Raw genomic sequence first — 16510 nt, 5'->3', positions numbered from 1 at the left:
CCCCCGTTATCTTAGAGAATGCGGTTCTGTTTGAAGTCGCGCAGGAAGCTGCCCCAGCGCTTTTCATAAAACGGCGTGATATGGGCCATCATAAAATGGCTGATGCCTTTCTCGCCCTCGACAACCTGACAGATATCAACCGGCTCATCGCCAGGTAAGGTATCGGTCGCCACGCTGCCGGTGGCCTGAATCACCGCCTCAATGTCGCCTTCCACTTCAATGCCGATCAGCAGGTTTGCCGGTGCCTCTGCACTGTCCTTGATCGAACAAAGATACGCGCGTCTGACGGTCTTGAGCGTTTTAAACAGCGTCGTCAATGAGTCGATCATCTGCGCCGGTGGCTCGGCAACCTCTGACAGCAGCAACGATTCGCCGCCTTCAATCACCGTCTGCGTACTGAGCGGTGTGCCCTCTTCTTCCAGCAGATGCTTGATCTCATTGGGCATAAACTCTTTGCCGGTAGGCAGCCTGGCATTGAGGAACAGCGTTTCGCCAAGCGTCATGGCAAACAGCGTACGTGCCGGCATCGCCACAAAGGATTGCTCGTTGGTGACCGCCTGCTGCAAGGCCTCCAGCGAGGTGAAAAACGGAATGACCGAAGCCCCGTCGTCTTTCTCCCAATGCTGTAAGTCCACGGCGCTCTCTTCAACCACCGCCTCGCCTTCCGCCGCCGCACCGGGCACCCACACGGTGGATTCCAGCAGCACACGGAAAAATGCCGGACGGTGGCCCGGTTCGATCGCCGCCTGTTCCAGCAGGGTTTCTAATTCATTTTTAGTTTCGGACATAATGCTCACAACATCAGAATCGAAATGGCCCCGGCAACGCTGGCCGGGGCTACGAGTCAGGGCAATCGCCCCGGCACTTTTACTCAGCGGTTAACAGATTGGCAATCGTACGTACACCGAGGCCGGTCGCGCCAGCGGACCACTGTTCAACGGCGGATTTACGGTAGGTTGCCGAGCAGTCAATGTGCAGCCAGCCCTGATGATAGTTCTCAACGAAATGAGACAGGAAACCTGCCGCCGTGCTGGCGCCAGCCGGGTAAGCGGCGCTGCCGGTATTATTCAGTTCGGCAAAGTTAGACGGCAGCTGACCACGGTGGAATTCCGCCAGCGGCAGACGCCAGAAGGCTTCATTTTCTGCCTGCGCGCTCGCCAGCAGACGGTTAGCCAGCTCGTCATCGAAGCTGAACAGCGCGTGGTAGTCGTTCCCGAGCGCGGTTTTCGCCGCACCGGTCAGGGTCGCCGCGTCGATGATCAGCGCTGGTTTCTGCGCGCAGGCATCGATCAGGCCATCGGCCAGGACCAGACGGCCTTCGGCGTCGGTATTCATGATCTCGACGGTCTTACCGTTACGATAGCGAATAATGTCGCCCAGTTTGAAGGCGTTACCGCTGATCAGGTTGTCAGCGCAGCACAGGTACAGCTTCACGCGCTTGTTCAGACCGCGGGTAATCGCGAATGCCAGCGCACCGGTGACCGTCGCTGCGCCGCCCATGTCGGACTTCATGGAGTCCATGAACGCGCTCTGTTTGATGCTGTAGCCGCCGGAATCAAAGGTGATGCCTTTCCCGACCAGGCAAGCATACACCGGCGCGTCTTTATCGCCGGTTGGGTTGTAATCCAGCGCCAGCAGCACCGGCGGACGCTCGGAGCCACGACCCACGGTATGCAGACCGAGATAGCCCTGTTCACGCAGGTCTTCGCCTTTGGTGATGCGGTAAGAGACATTGTCGCAGGCCACGCCACACAACAGATCGACGGCACGCTGCGCCAGCTGTTCCGGCCCCAGATCTTCCGCCGGGGCGTTAATGGTGTCACGGACCCAGTCGATGATCGTCAGGCGGCTGTCCAGCTCGCTCTTCTGCGCGTCGTCCAGCGCCGGCCATTCGACTTTGCGGCTACCTTTCGGCCCTTTATAACCGGCCCAGAACGCCCATGCGCGGTCGGTATTCCAGCCTTCACCGCTCAGCGCGACATGCTTAATCCCCATACCATCGACCTTACGCGCCGCGCGCTGAATCAACCCCAGGTCGTCTTTACCGTTCAGATGCAGGGTGATGCCGTCATCATTAATGCTGTAAGTCGCTTTTTCGCCCCAACGCGCATCGGCAGGTTGAGTCGTCAGCGTAATCTTCATGGCTTCTGTCATTTTTTTCATCCTTATTAGCAAACGGGCCACCTCATGGCAGCCCGTTAGAATTTTTTCGCTACATGATCTGCGTTGCAGGAGCTCTGCAGCGTAGAGCATGACGCGAAAATTATTCGGCTTCGTCTAACCAGACTAGCAGAATCGCCTCAAGAATTTTTTCATTCGATGCGTTTGGATTGTCATCGAACGCTTCCAGCTCGCAAATCCACTGATGCATATCAGTGAAGCGAACGGTTTTCGGGTCGAGATCCGGGTAAGCGTCGTACAGCGCTTCACCAATTTCACGACTATCGGTCCATTTCAGTCCCATATTAGTGCTCGCGTGCGTGGTTGATGGTGTAACGCGGGATCTCGACGACCAGGTCATCGTGGGTCACGCGCGCCTGGCAGCTCAGACGACTATCGGGTTCCAGCCCCCATGCCTTATCCAGCATGTCGTCTTCGTCTTCCGTGCTTTCCGCCAGCGAGTCAAACCCTTCACGCACAATGCAGTGACAGGTCGTGCAGGCACAGGATTTTTCGCAAGCATGTTCAATCTCGATGCCGCTACGTAACGCCGCATCCAGAATGGTCTCACCGATCTCAGCTTCCACAACTACGCCATCCGGACACAGGTCCTGATGAGGCAGAAAAACAATCTTTGGCATATTAAACCTCGTCCACGGATTGGCCTTTCAGCGCAGTACGGACCGACTGGTCCATGCGGCGTGCGGCAAATTCCTGGGTTTGTGTGTCTGTATTTTTAATCGCATCTTTAATGGCGTCGGCATCATCACCTGCGGCAACCGCGCTCAACTGCGCCATTGCCTCATCGATAGCCTGACGTTCTGCGGCGCTGAGCAGCGCGGCATCGGCGGCCAGCGCACTGACCAGGCTCTCTAACACGCGTGCGGCTTCGACTTTTTGCTCAGCCAGCATACGCGCCTCGATATCCTGTTCGGCGTGACTCATCGAATCTTTGATCATGGTGGCGATTTCGCCGTCGGTCAGGCCATAGGATGGCTTCACCTGAATGGAGGCTTCGACGCCGGTCGATTTCTCCATCGCGGTTACGCTCAGCAGGCCGTCGGCATCCACCTGGAAGGTCACGCGAATATGCGCGCCGCCGGCCGGAAGTGCCGGAATACCGCGCAGTGCAAAACGCGCCAGCGAGCGGCAATCCTGTACCAGTTCACGCTCGCCTTGCATCACGTGAATGGACATCGCGGTTTGACCATCTTTGAAAGTGGTAAATTCCTGCGCGCGCGCCACCGGAATGGTGGTATTGCGCGGGATGACTTTTTCCACCAGGCCGCCCATGGTCTCCAGCCCTAAAGAGAGCGGGATAACATCGAGCAGCAGCAGTTCGCTGTCGGGCTTGTTGCCCACCAGGATATCGGCCTGAATCGCGGCGCCAATGGCTACCACTTTGTCCGGGTCGATGGTGGTCAGCGGGGGACGGCCAAAGAACTCGCCGACGCGCTCACGCACCAGCGGCACGCGGGTTGAACCGCCGACCATCACCACTTCCAGCACCTCTTCCGCCGCCACGCCCGCATCTTTCAGCGCACGACGACAGGCCAGCAGGGTCCGTTTGACCAGCGGCGCAATCAGTTCATCAAACTGGCTACGGGTAATCTCCCCTTGCCAGCCGCCCACGCTGACGCTGACGACGTCGGCATCGCTGAGGGCGATTTTGGCCGCGATAGCCACATCCAGCAGCTCGCGCTGCAGGCGGTTGTCGCGACGATCGCTCAGCCCCGCCTGTTCGCGCAGGTAATCCGCCAGCAGGTGGTCAAAGTCATCGCCACCGAGCGCGGAATCGCCGCCCGTGGCCAGCACTTCAAACACCCCACGGCTCAAGCGCAGCACTGAAATATCAAAGGTGCCGCCACCAAGATCGTAAACCGCAATCACCCCTTCCTGACCGGAGTCCAGGCCGTAGGCAATCGCCGCCGCGGTCGGTTCGTTCAGCAAACGCAGCACGTGCAGGCCCGCCAGACGCGCGGCGTCTTTGGTGCCCTGACGCTGGGCGTCGTCAAAGTAGGCCGGGACAGTAATGACCACACCGTCAAGCTCGCCGGACAGCGCTTCGGTGGCCCTGGCGGCCAGCGCTTTCAGTATATCGGCAGAGACACGAATCGGGTTGAGCAGACCCGCGGCGGTCTGGATCATCGGCAGACCGTTTTCACTAGCCTGTAGCTGGTAAGGCAGATGCGGATAGCGGGTCTGAATATCGGCCAGCGAACGCCCCATCATACGTTTTACCGAGCTGATGGTATTGACCGGATCCTGGGCGGCATTCTGCCGGGCATCGTAACCGACGCTCTGGCCAGATGCCTGGTAGTTCACCACGGAGGGCAGGAGGTAACGCCCCTGATGATCGGGCAGTGTTTCGGCCTGACCGCTACGCACGGTAGCGACCAGAGAATTGGTGGTGCCAAGGTCAATCCCCGCGGCCAGACGACGCTGATGCGGCGCGGCGCTCAGACCAGGCTCACTAATTTGTAATAAGGCCATAATTGCTTCCGAAAATTAAAAATCGAGCAGCTTTTCTTCGAGTTGTTCTGCCACGCTCTGAAGTTTATCGAGAAAACGCAGTTTACGCACGGTATCTGCCGCCACGTCCCACGTCTCGTTATTTAATTGTTCAACAACCTGCTGATGACGAAGGTCATACATCCCTTTCACGCGCTTGATAAACGCCGCCAGCCGCGCTTCATCTTGCGACTTTTCAATCTCATCCAGCTCTTCACGCAGCTCCAGCTGTTCCATCAGGAAGGCGGTATCGCGTACGGTGTGCTGCTCGCTGGCTAAGTCGTAGCCATGAAGCGAAAGGAGATATTCGGCGCGGGTCAGCGGATGACGGAGCGTTTGCCATGCCTGATTGATTGTGGCGGATTGCTGCACGGAGGCGAGCTGTTCGGCCGCACTCGCGCTGGCGAACTTGTCGGGATGATACTGGCGCTGTAAATCCTGGTACCGGACAGCCAGCTGTTCTTGCGAAAGGGTATAACTGACCGGTAACCCGAAGAGGGTAAAATAGTCCATAGTAACCTCAGGGTTAACGAGATAAAGCAAACCCCACGCGCAGCAAAACTACGGTGGGGCTATACCCTTCATCCTTCAAGTTGCCTGGGTGTTGACTGCACCCGTTCCTCCCAGTCACTTACCTGTGTAAGCTCCTGGGGATTTCCGGCCTTGCCGCCTACAAGCAACTCGAATTATTTGGGGTATATACTTTCTTACTTCGCGTTGCAGATGCATCGTCTGCGAGTGGCTCGCTTACCACCTTCTGCAACACGAATTAATCGGTATAACAGCGGAACGCGATTACACGTTAAAGCTTTCGCCGCAACCGCACTCATCTTTAACGTTAGGGTTAGTGAATTTAAACCCTTCGTTCAGGCCTTCTTTGACGAAGTCCAGCTCAGTGCCGTCGAGGAACTGCAGGCTTTTGCCGTCGATCACTACCTTGACGCCTTTATCTTCAAACACGGTGTCTTCTGCCGCCGGCTCGTCAACAAACTCCAGCACATAGGCCATACCTGAACAGCCAGAAGTGCGGACCCCTAAGCGCAGACCGAAGCCTTTGCCACGGTTGGCCAGGAAGGAATTAACTCGCGACGCTGCACTGTCGCTAAGAGTAATCGACATACAATAACCTCTTAATTATTTCGCTTCACGTTTGCTTTTATAATCCGCAATCGCGGCTTTAATCGCGTCTTCCGCCAGGATGGAGCAGTGAATTTTCACCGGCGGCAGTTCCAGTTCATCGGCGATATCGGTGTTCTTGATCGCCTGAGCTTCGTCCAGAGATTTCCCTTTCACCCATTCGGTGACCAGGGAGCTGGACGCGATAGCGGAACCGCAACCATAGGTCTTGAAGCGCGCGTCTTCAATGATACCTTCATTGTTGACTTTGATCTGCAACTTCATGACGTCGCCACATGCCGGTGCGCCAACCATGCCGCTGCCGACGTTCTCATCGCTGTTGTCGAAAGAACCAACGTTGCGTGGATTCTCGTAATGATCGATAACTTTTTCGCTATATGCCATGATGAATTCTCCTTATACCCTACCGATTAATGATGTGACCATTCGATGCTGTTCAGATCCACGCCCTGCTTGAACATATCCCACAGTGGAGACAGATCGCGCAGACGGCCGATGGATTTACGAACCAGATCAATGGTGTAGTCAATCTCTTCTTCGGTAGTGAATCGACCTAAAGAGAAACGGATAGAACTGTGTGCCAGTTCATCAGTCATGCCCAGTGCACGAAGCACATAGGACGGCTCAAGACTTGCGGAGGTGCAAGCTGAACCCGAGGAAACGGCCAGGTCTTTCAGCGCCATAATCAGCGACTCGCCTTCAACATAGTTGAAGCTGACGTTGAGAATGTTCGGCGCGCCCTGCTCAAGGTCACCGTTGAGGTAAACCTCTTCCATATCTTTTACGCCTTCCCACAGACGGTTACGCAGACCGCGCAGACGCGCCATCTCGGTTTCCATCTCTTCTTTCGCGATACGGTAAGCTTCACCCATACCGACGATCTGGTGAACAGGCAGAGTACCGGAACGCATGCCACGCTCGTGACCGCCGCCGTGCATCTGCGCTTCAATGCGGATACGCGGTTTGCGACGAACGTACAGTGCGCCAATACCTTTAGGTCCGTAGATTTTGTGACCGGAGAAGGACATCAGGTCAACTTTCAGCTGGCTCAGGTCGATAGGCAGTTTGCCTACGCTCTGGGTCGCGTCAACGTGGTAAATGATGCCACGCGCACGGCACAGTTCGCCGATGGTAGCGATATCCTGCACCACGCCAATTTCGTTGTTCACGTGCATGATGGACACCAAGATAGTGTCGTCACGCATCGCGGCTTCCAGCTCTTTAAGATCGATAATCCCGTTGCGCTGTGGCGCCAGGTAGGTGATCTCGAAGCCTTCACGCTCCAGCTGGCGACAGGTATCCAACACCGCTTTGTGCTCGGTTTTGCTGGTAATAATGTGCTTGCCTTTTTTCTGATAAAAGTTAGCAGCACCTTTAATAGCCAGGTTGTCGGATTCCGTTGCACCGGAGGTAAAGACGATTTCACGCGGGTCAGCACCGACCAGCTCAGCAATCTGATTACGGGCGATATCAACCGCCTCTTCAGCCTGCCAACCGAAACGGTGTGAACGAGAGGCCGGGTTACCAAAGGTCCCGTCCAGGGTCAGGAATTGCATCATTTTCTCGGCAACACGCGGGTCCACCGGCGTTGTTGCGGAGTAATCGAGGTAAATCGGTAATTTCATTGCTCTTTAACTCCGTACATCACTCAATGCAAGGAACCAGGCAACCGGCTTGATGTACGGCCGGGGACACGGGATGCCGTAGCATCCCGGCCTGATTCTGAAATCTTTATTTTATCTTTTATGACTCTGACCGTTTCACCTTGCAGCACCGAGGCCACGAGTTGAAACCAGACGAGTATTACGCACGCAGCTTAACGTCAATGGCGTCCTGGGTGCGGGTGTTGCGCTGGGATTCATGGCTATGCTGACGCCCAGAAACATCAAGGATTTCCTGGTTATTGACCAGTTCACCCAAGGTGATGTTATTCAGGAAGCTGGTCAGACGTTCGCTCAGGTCACGCCACAGTGCGTGGGTCAGGCATTTATCGCCGCCCTGGCAGCCGCCTTTACCCTGACAACGGGTCGCGTCTACCGATTCGTCTACTGCGCTGATCACTTCGCCTACGGCGATGCTACCGGCTTCTTTACCTAACAAATAACCACCGCCTGGTCCACGCACGCTGGAAACCAGACCGTTTTTACGCAGACGGGAAAACAGCTGCTCCAGATAGGACAGCGAGATCCCCTGACGTTCAGAAATATCAGCCAACGGAACCGGGCCCGATTCAGAGTTGAGCGCAACGTCCAGCATCGCGGTCACAGCATAACGCCCTTTAGATGTCAGTCTCATGTCTTACTTAACCTCAAACTCGCCCCTGCCCGGGCTTTTTATTAATATGGGTATTGCATAGCAGGAGCAAGTCTGACATTCCCGAGTAAATTGGTCAACTATTTACTTGACTGTTTTAGTCAGGTATTTAACCTTCCGTGCGCTCATGTGCTTGCGCGGCCTACGTTTTTGTCTGCCGGGCATGCCGTGCACCCTCGGAAAAGCGGCATCACTGCTCTTTGTTTTTTTGCTCAATCGACGCCAGCATGCCGCGCAGAATGTTCAGTTCCTGGCTTTCCGGGCGTGCGCGCGTAAACAAACGACGCAGTTTGTTCATCACCTGCCCTGGGTGGGTGGCGCGGATAAAACCGGTGGAAATCAGAGTCTGTTCGAGGTGACCGTAAAACCGCTCTAAGTCATCGACCAGCGGATAAGGCGTTTCGTCGTGCTCTAGCGCCGGGGCATTCTGCTCCTGCGCGGCCAGCCAGGCCATCCGCACTTCATAGGCGATAACCTGTACGGCCATCGCCAGGTTCAGCGAGCTGTATTCCGGGTTAGCGGCGATCGCAACATGGTAGTGGCATTTCTGCAGTTCATCGTTGGTCAGCCCGACGCGTTCGCGGCCAAAGACCAGCGCTACCGGCGCATGCTGCCCTTCCGCTACGCTCTTCAGACCGCATTCACGCGGGTCGAGCATCGGCCACGGCAGAGTACGCGAGCGGGCACTGGTACCGACCACCAGGCTACAGCCTGCCAGCGCTTCATCGAGAGTATCGACGATCTGCGCATTGCCGATCACATCGCTGGCACCCGCCGCCAGGGCAATAGCCTGAGAGTCAGGTTTAACCAACGGGTTGACCAGCCACAAGTTCGTTAACCCCATGGTTTTCATGGCGCGAGCAACGGAACCCATGTTTCCAGTGTGTGATGTTTCTACCAGTACGATTCGAATATTTTGCAGCATTATGGTTCTTCGGCTAAAGATTATTCACGCATGCTATCATAAAACGGAGACATAAGGAGATTTGGCTGTTACTATGTGCGCCGTTTTTTCCCGTTCTTTAACATCCAGTGAGAGATACCGATGCATCCGATGCTGAACATCGCCGTGCGCGCAGCGCGCAAGGCGGGTAATTTAATTGCCAAGCACTACGAAACCCCAGACTCCGTAGAAACGAGCCAGAAAGGCAGCAATGACTTTGTGACTAACGTCGATAAAGCAGCCGAAGCGCTGATTATTGAAACCATTCGCAAATCTTACCCGCAGCACACCATCATCACCGAAGAAAGCGGTGAACACGCAGGTGAAGATCAGGATGTTCAATGGATTATCGATCCGCTGGATGGCACCACCAATTTTGTAAAACGCCTGCCTCATTTCTCTGTATCTATCGCCGTACGCATTAAAGGCCGTACTGAAGTCGCGGTGGTTTACGATCCAATGCGCAACGAACTGTTCACCGCAACCCGTGGTCAGGGCGCACAGCTCAACGGCTATCGTCTGCGTGGCAGCACCGCTCGCGATCTGGATGGCACGATTATTGCCACCGGCTTCCCGTTCAAAGCCAAACAGCACGCGACCTCTTACATGAATATCCTGGGCAAAATGTTCACCGAATGCGCGGACTTCCGTCGCACCGGTTCTGCTGCTCTGGATCTGGCCTACGTTGCCGCTGGCCGCGTTGATGGTTACTTTGAAATCGCGCTGAAGCCGTGGGATTTCGCTGCTGGTGAGCTGATTGCTCGCGAAGCTGGCGCGATCGTTTGCGACTTCACCGGTGGTCATAACTACCTGCTCACCGGCAACATCGTTGCGGGCAACCCGCGTGTGGTTAAAGCAATGCTGGCCAACATGCGTGACGAACTGAGCGAAGCGCTGAAGCGTTAATCTCTCTCACCTCACCCCGGTTCACCGGGGTGAGGTTGTTTTTCAAAACGGCCGCAATCCGCCGCCGCCCGGTACCGCACTACTCCACATCACCACCGCCGCCGCCAGTAAAATGACGCCGCCGGAGAGCGCCAGCGTCGACCAGCCAATTTGCTGCCAGAGAGGAGGCGTTTTACTCCCGCTCAGCTTCACGGCTAGCTGACGAAAGCCATGCACCATCAACGCCAGTCCACTGATGGTCAGTGACGTTCCCGCCGCCATTGCCAGTGCCGCCGCCATGCCCCAGCTAAATACGCCAATCACCTTACTAAACAGCAGAACCATGATCGCCCCTGAACAGGGACGCATCCCCATCGACAACACGATCGCCAGCCGTGCGCGCCAGTCATCGCCGCTCTGGAGCTGTTCCGGCGCCGGCATATGCTGATGCCCGCAGCCACAGTGGGCATCATGAACGTGATGAGGCGTAAACGCGGTAAACCGAGGACGGCGCAGGAGTCCCCGCAACTTTTTCAGCGCCCGCCAGCACAACAGCAGGCCCAGCACACCGACCAGCAGATAGCTGCCTTTCTCCAGCCAGAAGCTGCTGAGATGAAGCTGCCTTGCGGGCAACTGCAACACCGTCAGCACCACCACCACCAGCACAATCGCCACCACGCCCTGCAGCAGCGAGGCGGCCAGCGTCAGGGCAATGCTGGATTTCAGCTTCGCCGGATGCGTCGCCAGCCAGGTGGTAATCACAATCTTGCCGTGCCCCGGCCCCAGCGCGTGCAGCACGCCATAGATAAAGCTAAAGGCCAGCAGGGTAAAACCTGCCGCTGACGGGTTATCCGCCACGGCCTGTAATAGCTGGCTCAACTCGACATTCAACGCCCGCTGCCAGATGGTACTTTGCAACAACACCTGCGGCCAGGCGCGCCAGAGCCAGATGCCAGCCCCGGAGGCCAGCAGTAAAAAAACCGCCAGCGGCCACAGCTGACGCAGACGCGACGCCCGGGCAGCGGGAGAAAGAATTACTGACATGTCAGGGTCACCTTCTGAGCAAAGTAGGTTCCAAGCGCCATATCCTCCGGCGGCGCGTCGGCTTTATCCAGCGACAGCGCAAACGTCGTCATTTTTTCATTTGGCTCCGGGGTGATGACTTTCACCTTGCACATCGTGCGTAAGGCGGCGGGCAGCGTGACGTCGCTCGGGTGGTCATAGTGCATATCAACGTAATAGGTCGGATCAAAGGTCGACAAGGTCAGGGTTTGCCCTGCTAAGGGTTGCGGAGTTGCCAGCGGCATCGTGAACGTCAGCACCGCCTGATGACCTTCGCGCTCAAGGCCATAGCCATCGGGCCGGTTATCGAATTTGACCCGCTGCTGGTTATGCCACAACTCGCTGAAATAGTGCTGGCCGAGAACATTGGCCATCACTTCCGCCGCCAGCCTTTTCCAGACCTCATCCCCCGGTTTCGCCTTTCCGGCATCGTACAGCAGGTCTGCGGAGGTGATCTCATCCATGGTCCAGCGCATCTTAAACCCGGTCAGCAGCCCGTTGTCGGTCACAATGTCCGTTTTCATGCTGATGAAGCTATGCGGGTGCGCTAGCACACTAAATGATAAAACCATGAAAAATGCCGCACTGGTGCATTGTTTCACTCTCTTCATCCGTTCCTCACGTGAAAAATTCTGTGAACTTCGCCAGCATTCCTGACGTAAAGCCGCCGAACGGCCCTGATCTCCATTCATCCATTGGCTATTCTTAGCGAAAACCCTAACTGGAACTCACCAGATGATGACCGTCATTGAACCACCATCTGCGCTTTCCAGTCCACAGCGCCGTAGCCAGGTACTCCTGATGTTTTACCTGCCAGGGCAGTCAGTGACGCCCGAACAGCTCAGCCACATCAACCAGGTTGATGAAGCAACGGCCCGGCAGGATATCACGGAGACGGAACGTGAAATTCAGCGTTACCACCGATTGACGCTCTCGTCACAGGTGGACGGTAGCTACCGGATTGAAGGCGCCGTAATCGATCAACGCCTGTGTCTGCTGCATGGCCTGCGGCGGGCGCTGCGTTTATGCCCACATTTTATTGCTCACCATTTTACGCCCGCCTTAAAAACGCAGCTGAAACAACAGGGCATTGCGCGGACGCTGTATGACGACACCAACCTGCAGGCGCTGGTCAATCGCTGCGCGCGCACGCTCAACCGGCAGTTTGATTGTCGGGATATGCATTTCCTGTGTCTGTATCTGCAATATTGCCTGCTGCAGCACCATCAGGGCCTGACGCCAGACTTCACCCGCGAGCAGCAGCGCTGGGCGCAGGAAGCGGCGGAGTTCACATTGGCGCAGGAGATCGTCCGCCACTGGCAACGCCGGGTCTCCAGCTCGCCGCACGCGGGTGAACAGCTGTTTCTGACGCTGCTGTTTATGCTCCTGAAGACCCCCGACCCGATCCGCGATGGCCACCATCAGGACCGGCGGCTGCACCTGGCGATTTCCCACTTAATTCATCGTTTCCAGCAGTTGGCAGGCCGGCCGTTCAGCGACGACCAGGGACTCAGCGACCAGCTGTATATTCATCTGTCGCAGGCGCTCAACCGCAGCGTGTTCGCCATCGGCATCGATAACGCCTTACCGGAGGAGATTAGCCGACTGTATCCGCGCCTGATGCGCACCACTCAACAGGCACTGAGCGAGTTTGAAGCCGCGTATGAGATAGTCTTTAATCAGGAGGAAGTGGGGTTAATTGCGGTGATCTTCGGCGCATGGCTGATGCAAAAAAGCGACCTGCATGAGAAGCAGGTGGTGCTGCTCACCCATGATAATCCTGACCGTGAACAGGCGCTGGAACTGCAGTTACGCGAGCTGACCTTGCTTCCGCTCACCATTAAATATCAGAGCGTGCATACCTTCCAGAAAGAGGGGGCCCCGAAAGGCGTGACCCTGGTCATCACGCCCTATGCGACCGCGCTGCCGCTGTTTTCGCCGCCGCTGTTTCACGCGGAAGAGACCTTCAGCGATCACCAGCGGCAGCATATTTGTAAGATGCTGGAGGATTAGGCGACCGCTTTCGGCCGCAGCACCAGCGCCGGAAGCGCCACCAGCGCCATCACCCAGAACACCCCCTGATGCAGATGCTGGTAAAGGAAACCGGCAAACACCGTCATGATGGCAATACTGCCGCCCATCGCCACCGCGGAGTAGACCGCCTGCAGGCGAATCACTTCGCTGCCCTGACGTGCGGAGATATAACGCATCGCCGCCAGGTGGCAGACCGTGAAAGTCCCACAGTGCAGGATCTGCGCGACGATTAGCCACGGCAGCGCGGTAGTCGCCCCCATCAGCGTCCAGCGTATCAGGCCGCACACCGCCGAAATCAGCAGCAGTTCCCGGGCGCTGAAGCGACTGAATACTTTTTTGCTCAGCGCAAAGATAACCACTTCCGCCACGACGCCCAACGACCATAAATAGCCGATGGCCGAGGCTGAGTATCCGGCCTCCTGCCAGTAGATAGCGCTAAAGCCGTAATAGGCGGCATGCGCGCCCTGCAGCAAACAGACGCAGGCGAGAAAACGCCAGCTCTGGCGCACCAGCGTCAGCCAGGCCGCCAGCCCCGCGCCTTCCTGATGACGGGACTCTCCTTGCGGCATCACCGAGGGCTTCAGCAGCATCCCCAACAGCATCGAGGCGGCCCCGAGACTGAGCAGCACCAGAATCGCCCGGTAATCAAACAGGCTGACCAGCTTACCGGTCAGCGCCGAGCCAATGACAAAAGCCACCGATCCCCACAGACGCACGCGCCCGTAATCCATGGTGATCTGTTTTTGCCAGGTGTTCGCCAGCGCGTCGGTCAACGGCACCAGCGGAGAGAAAAAGAGGTTGAAGCCGACGATCACCAACGTCAGCCAGGCGACGTGGTTTCCGGCCCAAAAGGCCAGCGCAAACAGCAGAACCAGCAGCGCCAGAACACGCAGGGCGAAAACCAGGCGGGAGGGATCGCTGACCCTGGGGGCGATCAACAGGCTCCCGAGGAAACGAGCCACCAACCCCGCTCCCAGCAGCATGCCGATGGTTTCCGGCGTTAAGCCCGTCCCGGCCAGCCAGACGCTCCAGAATGGCAGGAAGATGCCGTAGCTAAAAAAGTAGGTGAAGTAACTAAGCGCCAGCCAGCGCGTGGAGTGCAAAACCATGATTCCCTCCTGAATGGAGGCGATAGTCTGGCGATAAAGCATAGCCGGCGCAAGCCAGGGATTTTGAGAACCTCCGCGAAACAGCCCCTAATCGACAGTGATTTTCCCCCCCCATGAAACGCTATTTCCCGGCCCTAAAACCACCAGACCTGGCTGCCCCGCCATGTTGTGCGCATTGACCGGATGACTCTGCGGCTCCAGGCAGATAAACGATTCACCCGGCATGCGGAACAGCATCAACCACGGAGTTTGTGATGAAATCGTGACGGACATCACGCTTCGCTGTATGTTCGCAACACCGTTCCAGCCGGAATAGCAGACATTCAACCAACGATCCTCGCCGTACGTCGCCTCTGAGAAGTCCCCGCCTTCTGGCAGATCGCCGCGCCAGTCCAGTGGCAAATGCGATGCGCCTTCCGGCCAGTGGCCGCTCGCCTCGAACTGCACCAGACTGTGCTGTTCGAAGGCGAAGAACGGGTGAAAACCGCCGCCGTACAGCATGGGCGTCTGCCCGCAATGCACCAACGTCATCGTGGCGATCAGCGTCCCGTGCTGCAGTTCGTAGCGTATCCGGGCCTGGTAATCAAAACCACAGGCGTGCTGCTGGCGCAGCTGCAACAGACAGGAGTGGTCAGCCTGTTCCAGCACCTCCCATGGCAGCAGCCAGCCGTCGCCGTGCAGGAAGAATTGCTCATCGGCATGATGGTGCGGCAGCAGGATCTCTCGCCCCTGAAAGCTAAAACGGTTTCCGGCCACCCGATTAGCCAGTGGCAGCATCGGAAACATGCCGCCAGCCGGGTTTTCATACAGCACCGGCGCCTGATAGCGTGGCGAAAACAGGCTTTGCACTTTGCCGCCCAACGTTGAGACGCGCATCCTCAGATGCGCGTTTTCCAGCATCAACGCCTGCGTCATTAGCGGGTCTGCTCGTGTTTCATCGCCTGGCCACCGGCATGCCGCTGTGCCAGCTGCTCCTCCAGCGCTTCTAAAGTAATGCCCTTCGTTTCCGGCACGTTGCGCAGAATGTAGAGGTATCCGGCAGCACAAATCACGCCGTACAGCAAGAAACTACCTGATGCCCCCAGCCCGGCATTGAGCAGTGGGAAGGTGTAGGTCAACAGGAAGCAGGCAATCCATAGCGCCACCGTCCCCAAAGACATCGCCAGCCCCCGGACGCGGTTAGGGAAGATTTCCGCCAGCAGTACCCAGGTCACCGGCGCCAGGGTCAGGGCGTAAATGGCAATCGCGGCCAGCACCAGCAGCAATACCGGCCACCCCATAATGCCCATGGCATAGGCGCCGGCGATCAGCACATAGATCACCGTCAACCCGCTGGCCCCCAGCAGCATTAACTTACGGCGGCCGATTTTATCCACCAGCGGCAGAGCGGCAATCGTGAACACCAGGTTTACCACCCCGGTCGCGACAATCGATTTCAGGGTACTGTTGATATCAAATCCCGCCGAGGCAAAAATCTCCTGGGCGTAATTAAAGATGACGTTAATCCCGCACCACTGCTGAAATATCGCGAGCACCATCCCAATGATGACGATCGGTTTAACTTGTGGCGCCAGCAAGGCGCTGTAGGAGACTTTGTTGTTATCTTTTTCCAGGGTATGTGCGATTTCACGCAATATTCTGTCGGCGTAATCGGCAGATCCAATACGCTCCAGCGCGGCACGCGCGCGCTCTGGCTTACCGGCTTTCATCAGCCAGCGCGGGGACTCCGGCACAAAAAACATCAGCACCAGAAACGCCAGCGCCGGCACCAGCTCCGCACCAAACATCCAGCGCCAGCCGGTCTGACCGTTCCAGGTTTCCACGATCATCTGCTGGGTTGCTCCCGTCGCCACCGGTTCAGCAATCATCAGGTTGATCAACTGGGCCGCCAGTACGCCAATCACGATAGTGAGCTGGTTGACCGCCACAAAGCGCCCTCTTTTCTCGGCCGGGCTGACTTCGGCGATGTACAGCGGACTGAGCGCCGATGCCAGGCCAATGCCCACCCCGCCCACAATGCGGTAAAACACAAACATGTCGAAATTGCTGGCCAGCGCCGTCCCCCACGCCGAGGCGCTGAACAGAACGGCAGAGAGAATTAATGGCAGCTTGCGCCCCAGTTTATCGGCGCACCACCCCGAGATTAACGCGCCAAAAACGCAGCCCACCAGCGCCGAACTCATGGCCCAGCCGGACTGCGCCGGGTCGGTAATCGAGAACCAGGCTTCATAAAATGGCTTCGCGCCACCAATCACCACCCAGTCATAACCAAACAGTAAACCACCGCAGGCGGCAACCAGACAGATAGTCCAGACGTAGCCCATTTTCAGATGTGTCTGCGCGTTATTCATAATGA

At 57.0% G+C, this 16510-nt stretch carries 18 protein-coding genes; 2 read left to right on the top strand and 16 right to left on the bottom strand.

Features of this window, described 5'->3' with window-relative positions:
- Positions 1-11 precede the first annotated feature (11 nt).
- From sseB to trmJ, 11 genes are all read right to left on the bottom strand, one after another.
- On the bottom strand, positions 12-788 hold the full coding sequence (gene sseB / locus ACMYSN_RS21430; RefSeq protein ID WP_462496095.1) for an enhanced serine sensitivity protein SseB: 777 nt from the start codon (positions 786-788) through the stop codon (positions 12-14).
- Positions 789-867: 79 nt separating this feature from the next.
- Positions 868-2154, bottom strand: a complete 1287-nt coding sequence (gene pepB, locus ACMYSN_RS21425; RefSeq protein WP_462496094.1) for an aminopeptidase PepB — start codon at positions 2152-2154, stop codon at positions 868-870.
- Positions 2155-2263: 109 nt separating this feature from the next.
- On the bottom strand, positions 2264-2464 hold the full coding sequence (gene iscX / locus ACMYSN_RS21420) for a Fe-S cluster assembly protein IscX (RefSeq protein WP_462496093.1): 201 nt from the start codon (positions 2462-2464) through the stop codon (positions 2264-2266).
- Position 2465: 1 nt separating this feature from the next.
- Entirely contained in the window at positions 2466-2801 is a 336-nt protein-coding gene (gene fdx, locus ACMYSN_RS21415; RefSeq protein ID WP_004866372.1) for an ISC system 2Fe-2S type ferredoxin, read from the bottom strand.
- A 1-nt stretch (position 2802) separates the two neighbouring features.
- A complete protein-coding gene (gene hscA, locus ACMYSN_RS21410; RefSeq protein WP_462496092.1) occupies positions 2803-4653 on the bottom strand; it encodes a molecular chaperone HscA in 1851 nt (616 codons plus the stop codon).
- A 15-nt stretch (positions 4654-4668) separates the two neighbouring features.
- Positions 4669-5184, bottom strand: a complete 516-nt coding sequence (hscB, locus tag ACMYSN_RS21405; RefSeq protein WP_462496091.1) for a co-chaperone HscB — start codon at positions 5182-5184, stop codon at positions 4669-4671.
- Positions 5185-5466: 282 nt separating this feature from the next.
- Positions 5467-5790: an iron-sulfur cluster assembly protein IscA gene (gene iscA, locus ACMYSN_RS21400; protein ID WP_123755385.1), complete on the bottom strand. Its 324-nt coding sequence runs from the start codon at positions 5788-5790 to the stop codon at positions 5467-5469.
- A 15-nt stretch (positions 5791-5805) separates the two neighbouring features.
- Entirely contained in the window at positions 5806-6192 is a 387-nt protein-coding gene (gene iscU / locus ACMYSN_RS21395; RefSeq protein ID WP_002913991.1) for a Fe-S cluster assembly scaffold IscU, read from the bottom strand.
- A 26-nt stretch (positions 6193-6218) separates the two neighbouring features.
- On the bottom strand, positions 6219-7433 hold the full coding sequence (gene iscS / locus ACMYSN_RS21390; RefSeq protein ID WP_123755386.1) for a cysteine desulfurase: 1215 nt from the start codon (positions 7431-7433) through the stop codon (positions 6219-6221).
- 178 nt (positions 7434-7611) lie between these two features.
- Positions 7612-8103 (bottom strand): Fe-S cluster assembly transcriptional regulator IscR, encoded by a 492-nt coding sequence (iscR, locus tag ACMYSN_RS21385; protein ID WP_041146727.1) that lies wholly within the window; start codon positions 8101-8103, stop codon positions 7612-7614.
- Between the two features lie 208 nt (positions 8104-8311).
- On the bottom strand, positions 8312-9046 hold the full coding sequence (trmJ, locus tag ACMYSN_RS21380; RefSeq protein ID WP_462496090.1) for a tRNA (cytosine(32)/uridine(32)-2'-O)-methyltransferase TrmJ: 735 nt from the start codon (positions 9044-9046) through the stop codon (positions 8312-8314).
- 120 nt (positions 9047-9166) lie between these two features.
- Here trmJ and suhB point away from each other — a divergent pair, with 120 nt between their 5' ends.
- Positions 9167-9970 (top strand): inositol monophosphatase, encoded by an 804-nt coding sequence (gene suhB, locus ACMYSN_RS21375; RefSeq protein WP_462496089.1) that lies wholly within the window; start codon positions 9167-9169, stop codon positions 9968-9970.
- A 42-nt stretch (positions 9971-10012) separates the two neighbouring features.
- On the opposite strand, the gene ACMYSN_RS21370 is transcribed toward suhB, so the two are convergent.
- On the bottom strand, positions 10013-10993 hold the full coding sequence (locus ACMYSN_RS21370; protein WP_462496088.1) for a nickel/cobalt transporter: 981 nt from the start codon (positions 10991-10993) through the stop codon (positions 10013-10015).
- Positions 10984-11622, bottom strand: coding sequence for a DUF1007 family protein (locus tag ACMYSN_RS21365; protein WP_174507697.1), 639 nt, complete (start codon positions 11620-11622; stop codon positions 10984-10986). The genes ACMYSN_RS21370 and ACMYSN_RS21365 overlap by 10 nt, the downstream gene beginning before the upstream one ends.
- 124 nt (positions 11623-11746) lie before the next feature.
- Here ACMYSN_RS21365 and csiE point away from each other — a divergent pair, with 124 nt between their 5' ends.
- Positions 11747-13024 carry a stationary phase inducible protein CsiE gene (gene csiE / locus ACMYSN_RS21360; RefSeq protein ID WP_462496087.1) on the top strand — a complete coding sequence of 426 codons (1278 nt, stop codon included), beginning with the start codon at positions 11747-11749 and terminating at the stop codon, positions 13022-13024.
- Here csiE and ACMYSN_RS21355 read toward each other — a convergent pair.
- The 3 genes from ACMYSN_RS21355 to ACMYSN_RS21345 all read right to left on the bottom strand — a co-directional run bounded on the left by ACMYSN_RS21355 (position 13021) and on the right by ACMYSN_RS21345 (position 16505).
- Positions 13021-14154, bottom strand: coding sequence for a 3-phenylpropionate MFS transporter (locus ACMYSN_RS21355; protein ID WP_123755392.1), 1134 nt, complete (start codon positions 14152-14154; stop codon positions 13021-13023). The genes csiE and ACMYSN_RS21355 overlap by 4 nt on opposite strands.
- A gap of 87 nt (positions 14155-14241) precedes the next feature.
- A complete protein-coding gene (locus ACMYSN_RS21350; protein WP_462496086.1) occupies positions 14242-15069 on the bottom strand; it encodes an aldose 1-epimerase in 828 nt (275 codons plus the stop codon).
- On the bottom strand, positions 15069-16505 hold the full coding sequence (locus ACMYSN_RS21345) for a sugar porter family MFS transporter (RefSeq protein ID WP_462496085.1): 1437 nt from the start codon (positions 16503-16505) through the stop codon (positions 15069-15071). Before ACMYSN_RS21345 ends, ACMYSN_RS21350 begins: the two co-directional genes overlap by 1 nt.
- Positions 16506-16510 lie beyond the last annotated feature (5 nt).

Origin of the sequence: Klebsiella sp. R445 (genome assembly GCF_051131755.1) — a bacterium.
GTDB lineage: Bacteria > Pseudomonadota > Gammaproteobacteria > Enterobacterales > Enterobacteriaceae > Klebsiella > Klebsiella lignicola.
This window is presented reverse-complemented; position numbering and strand designations above follow the sequence as displayed.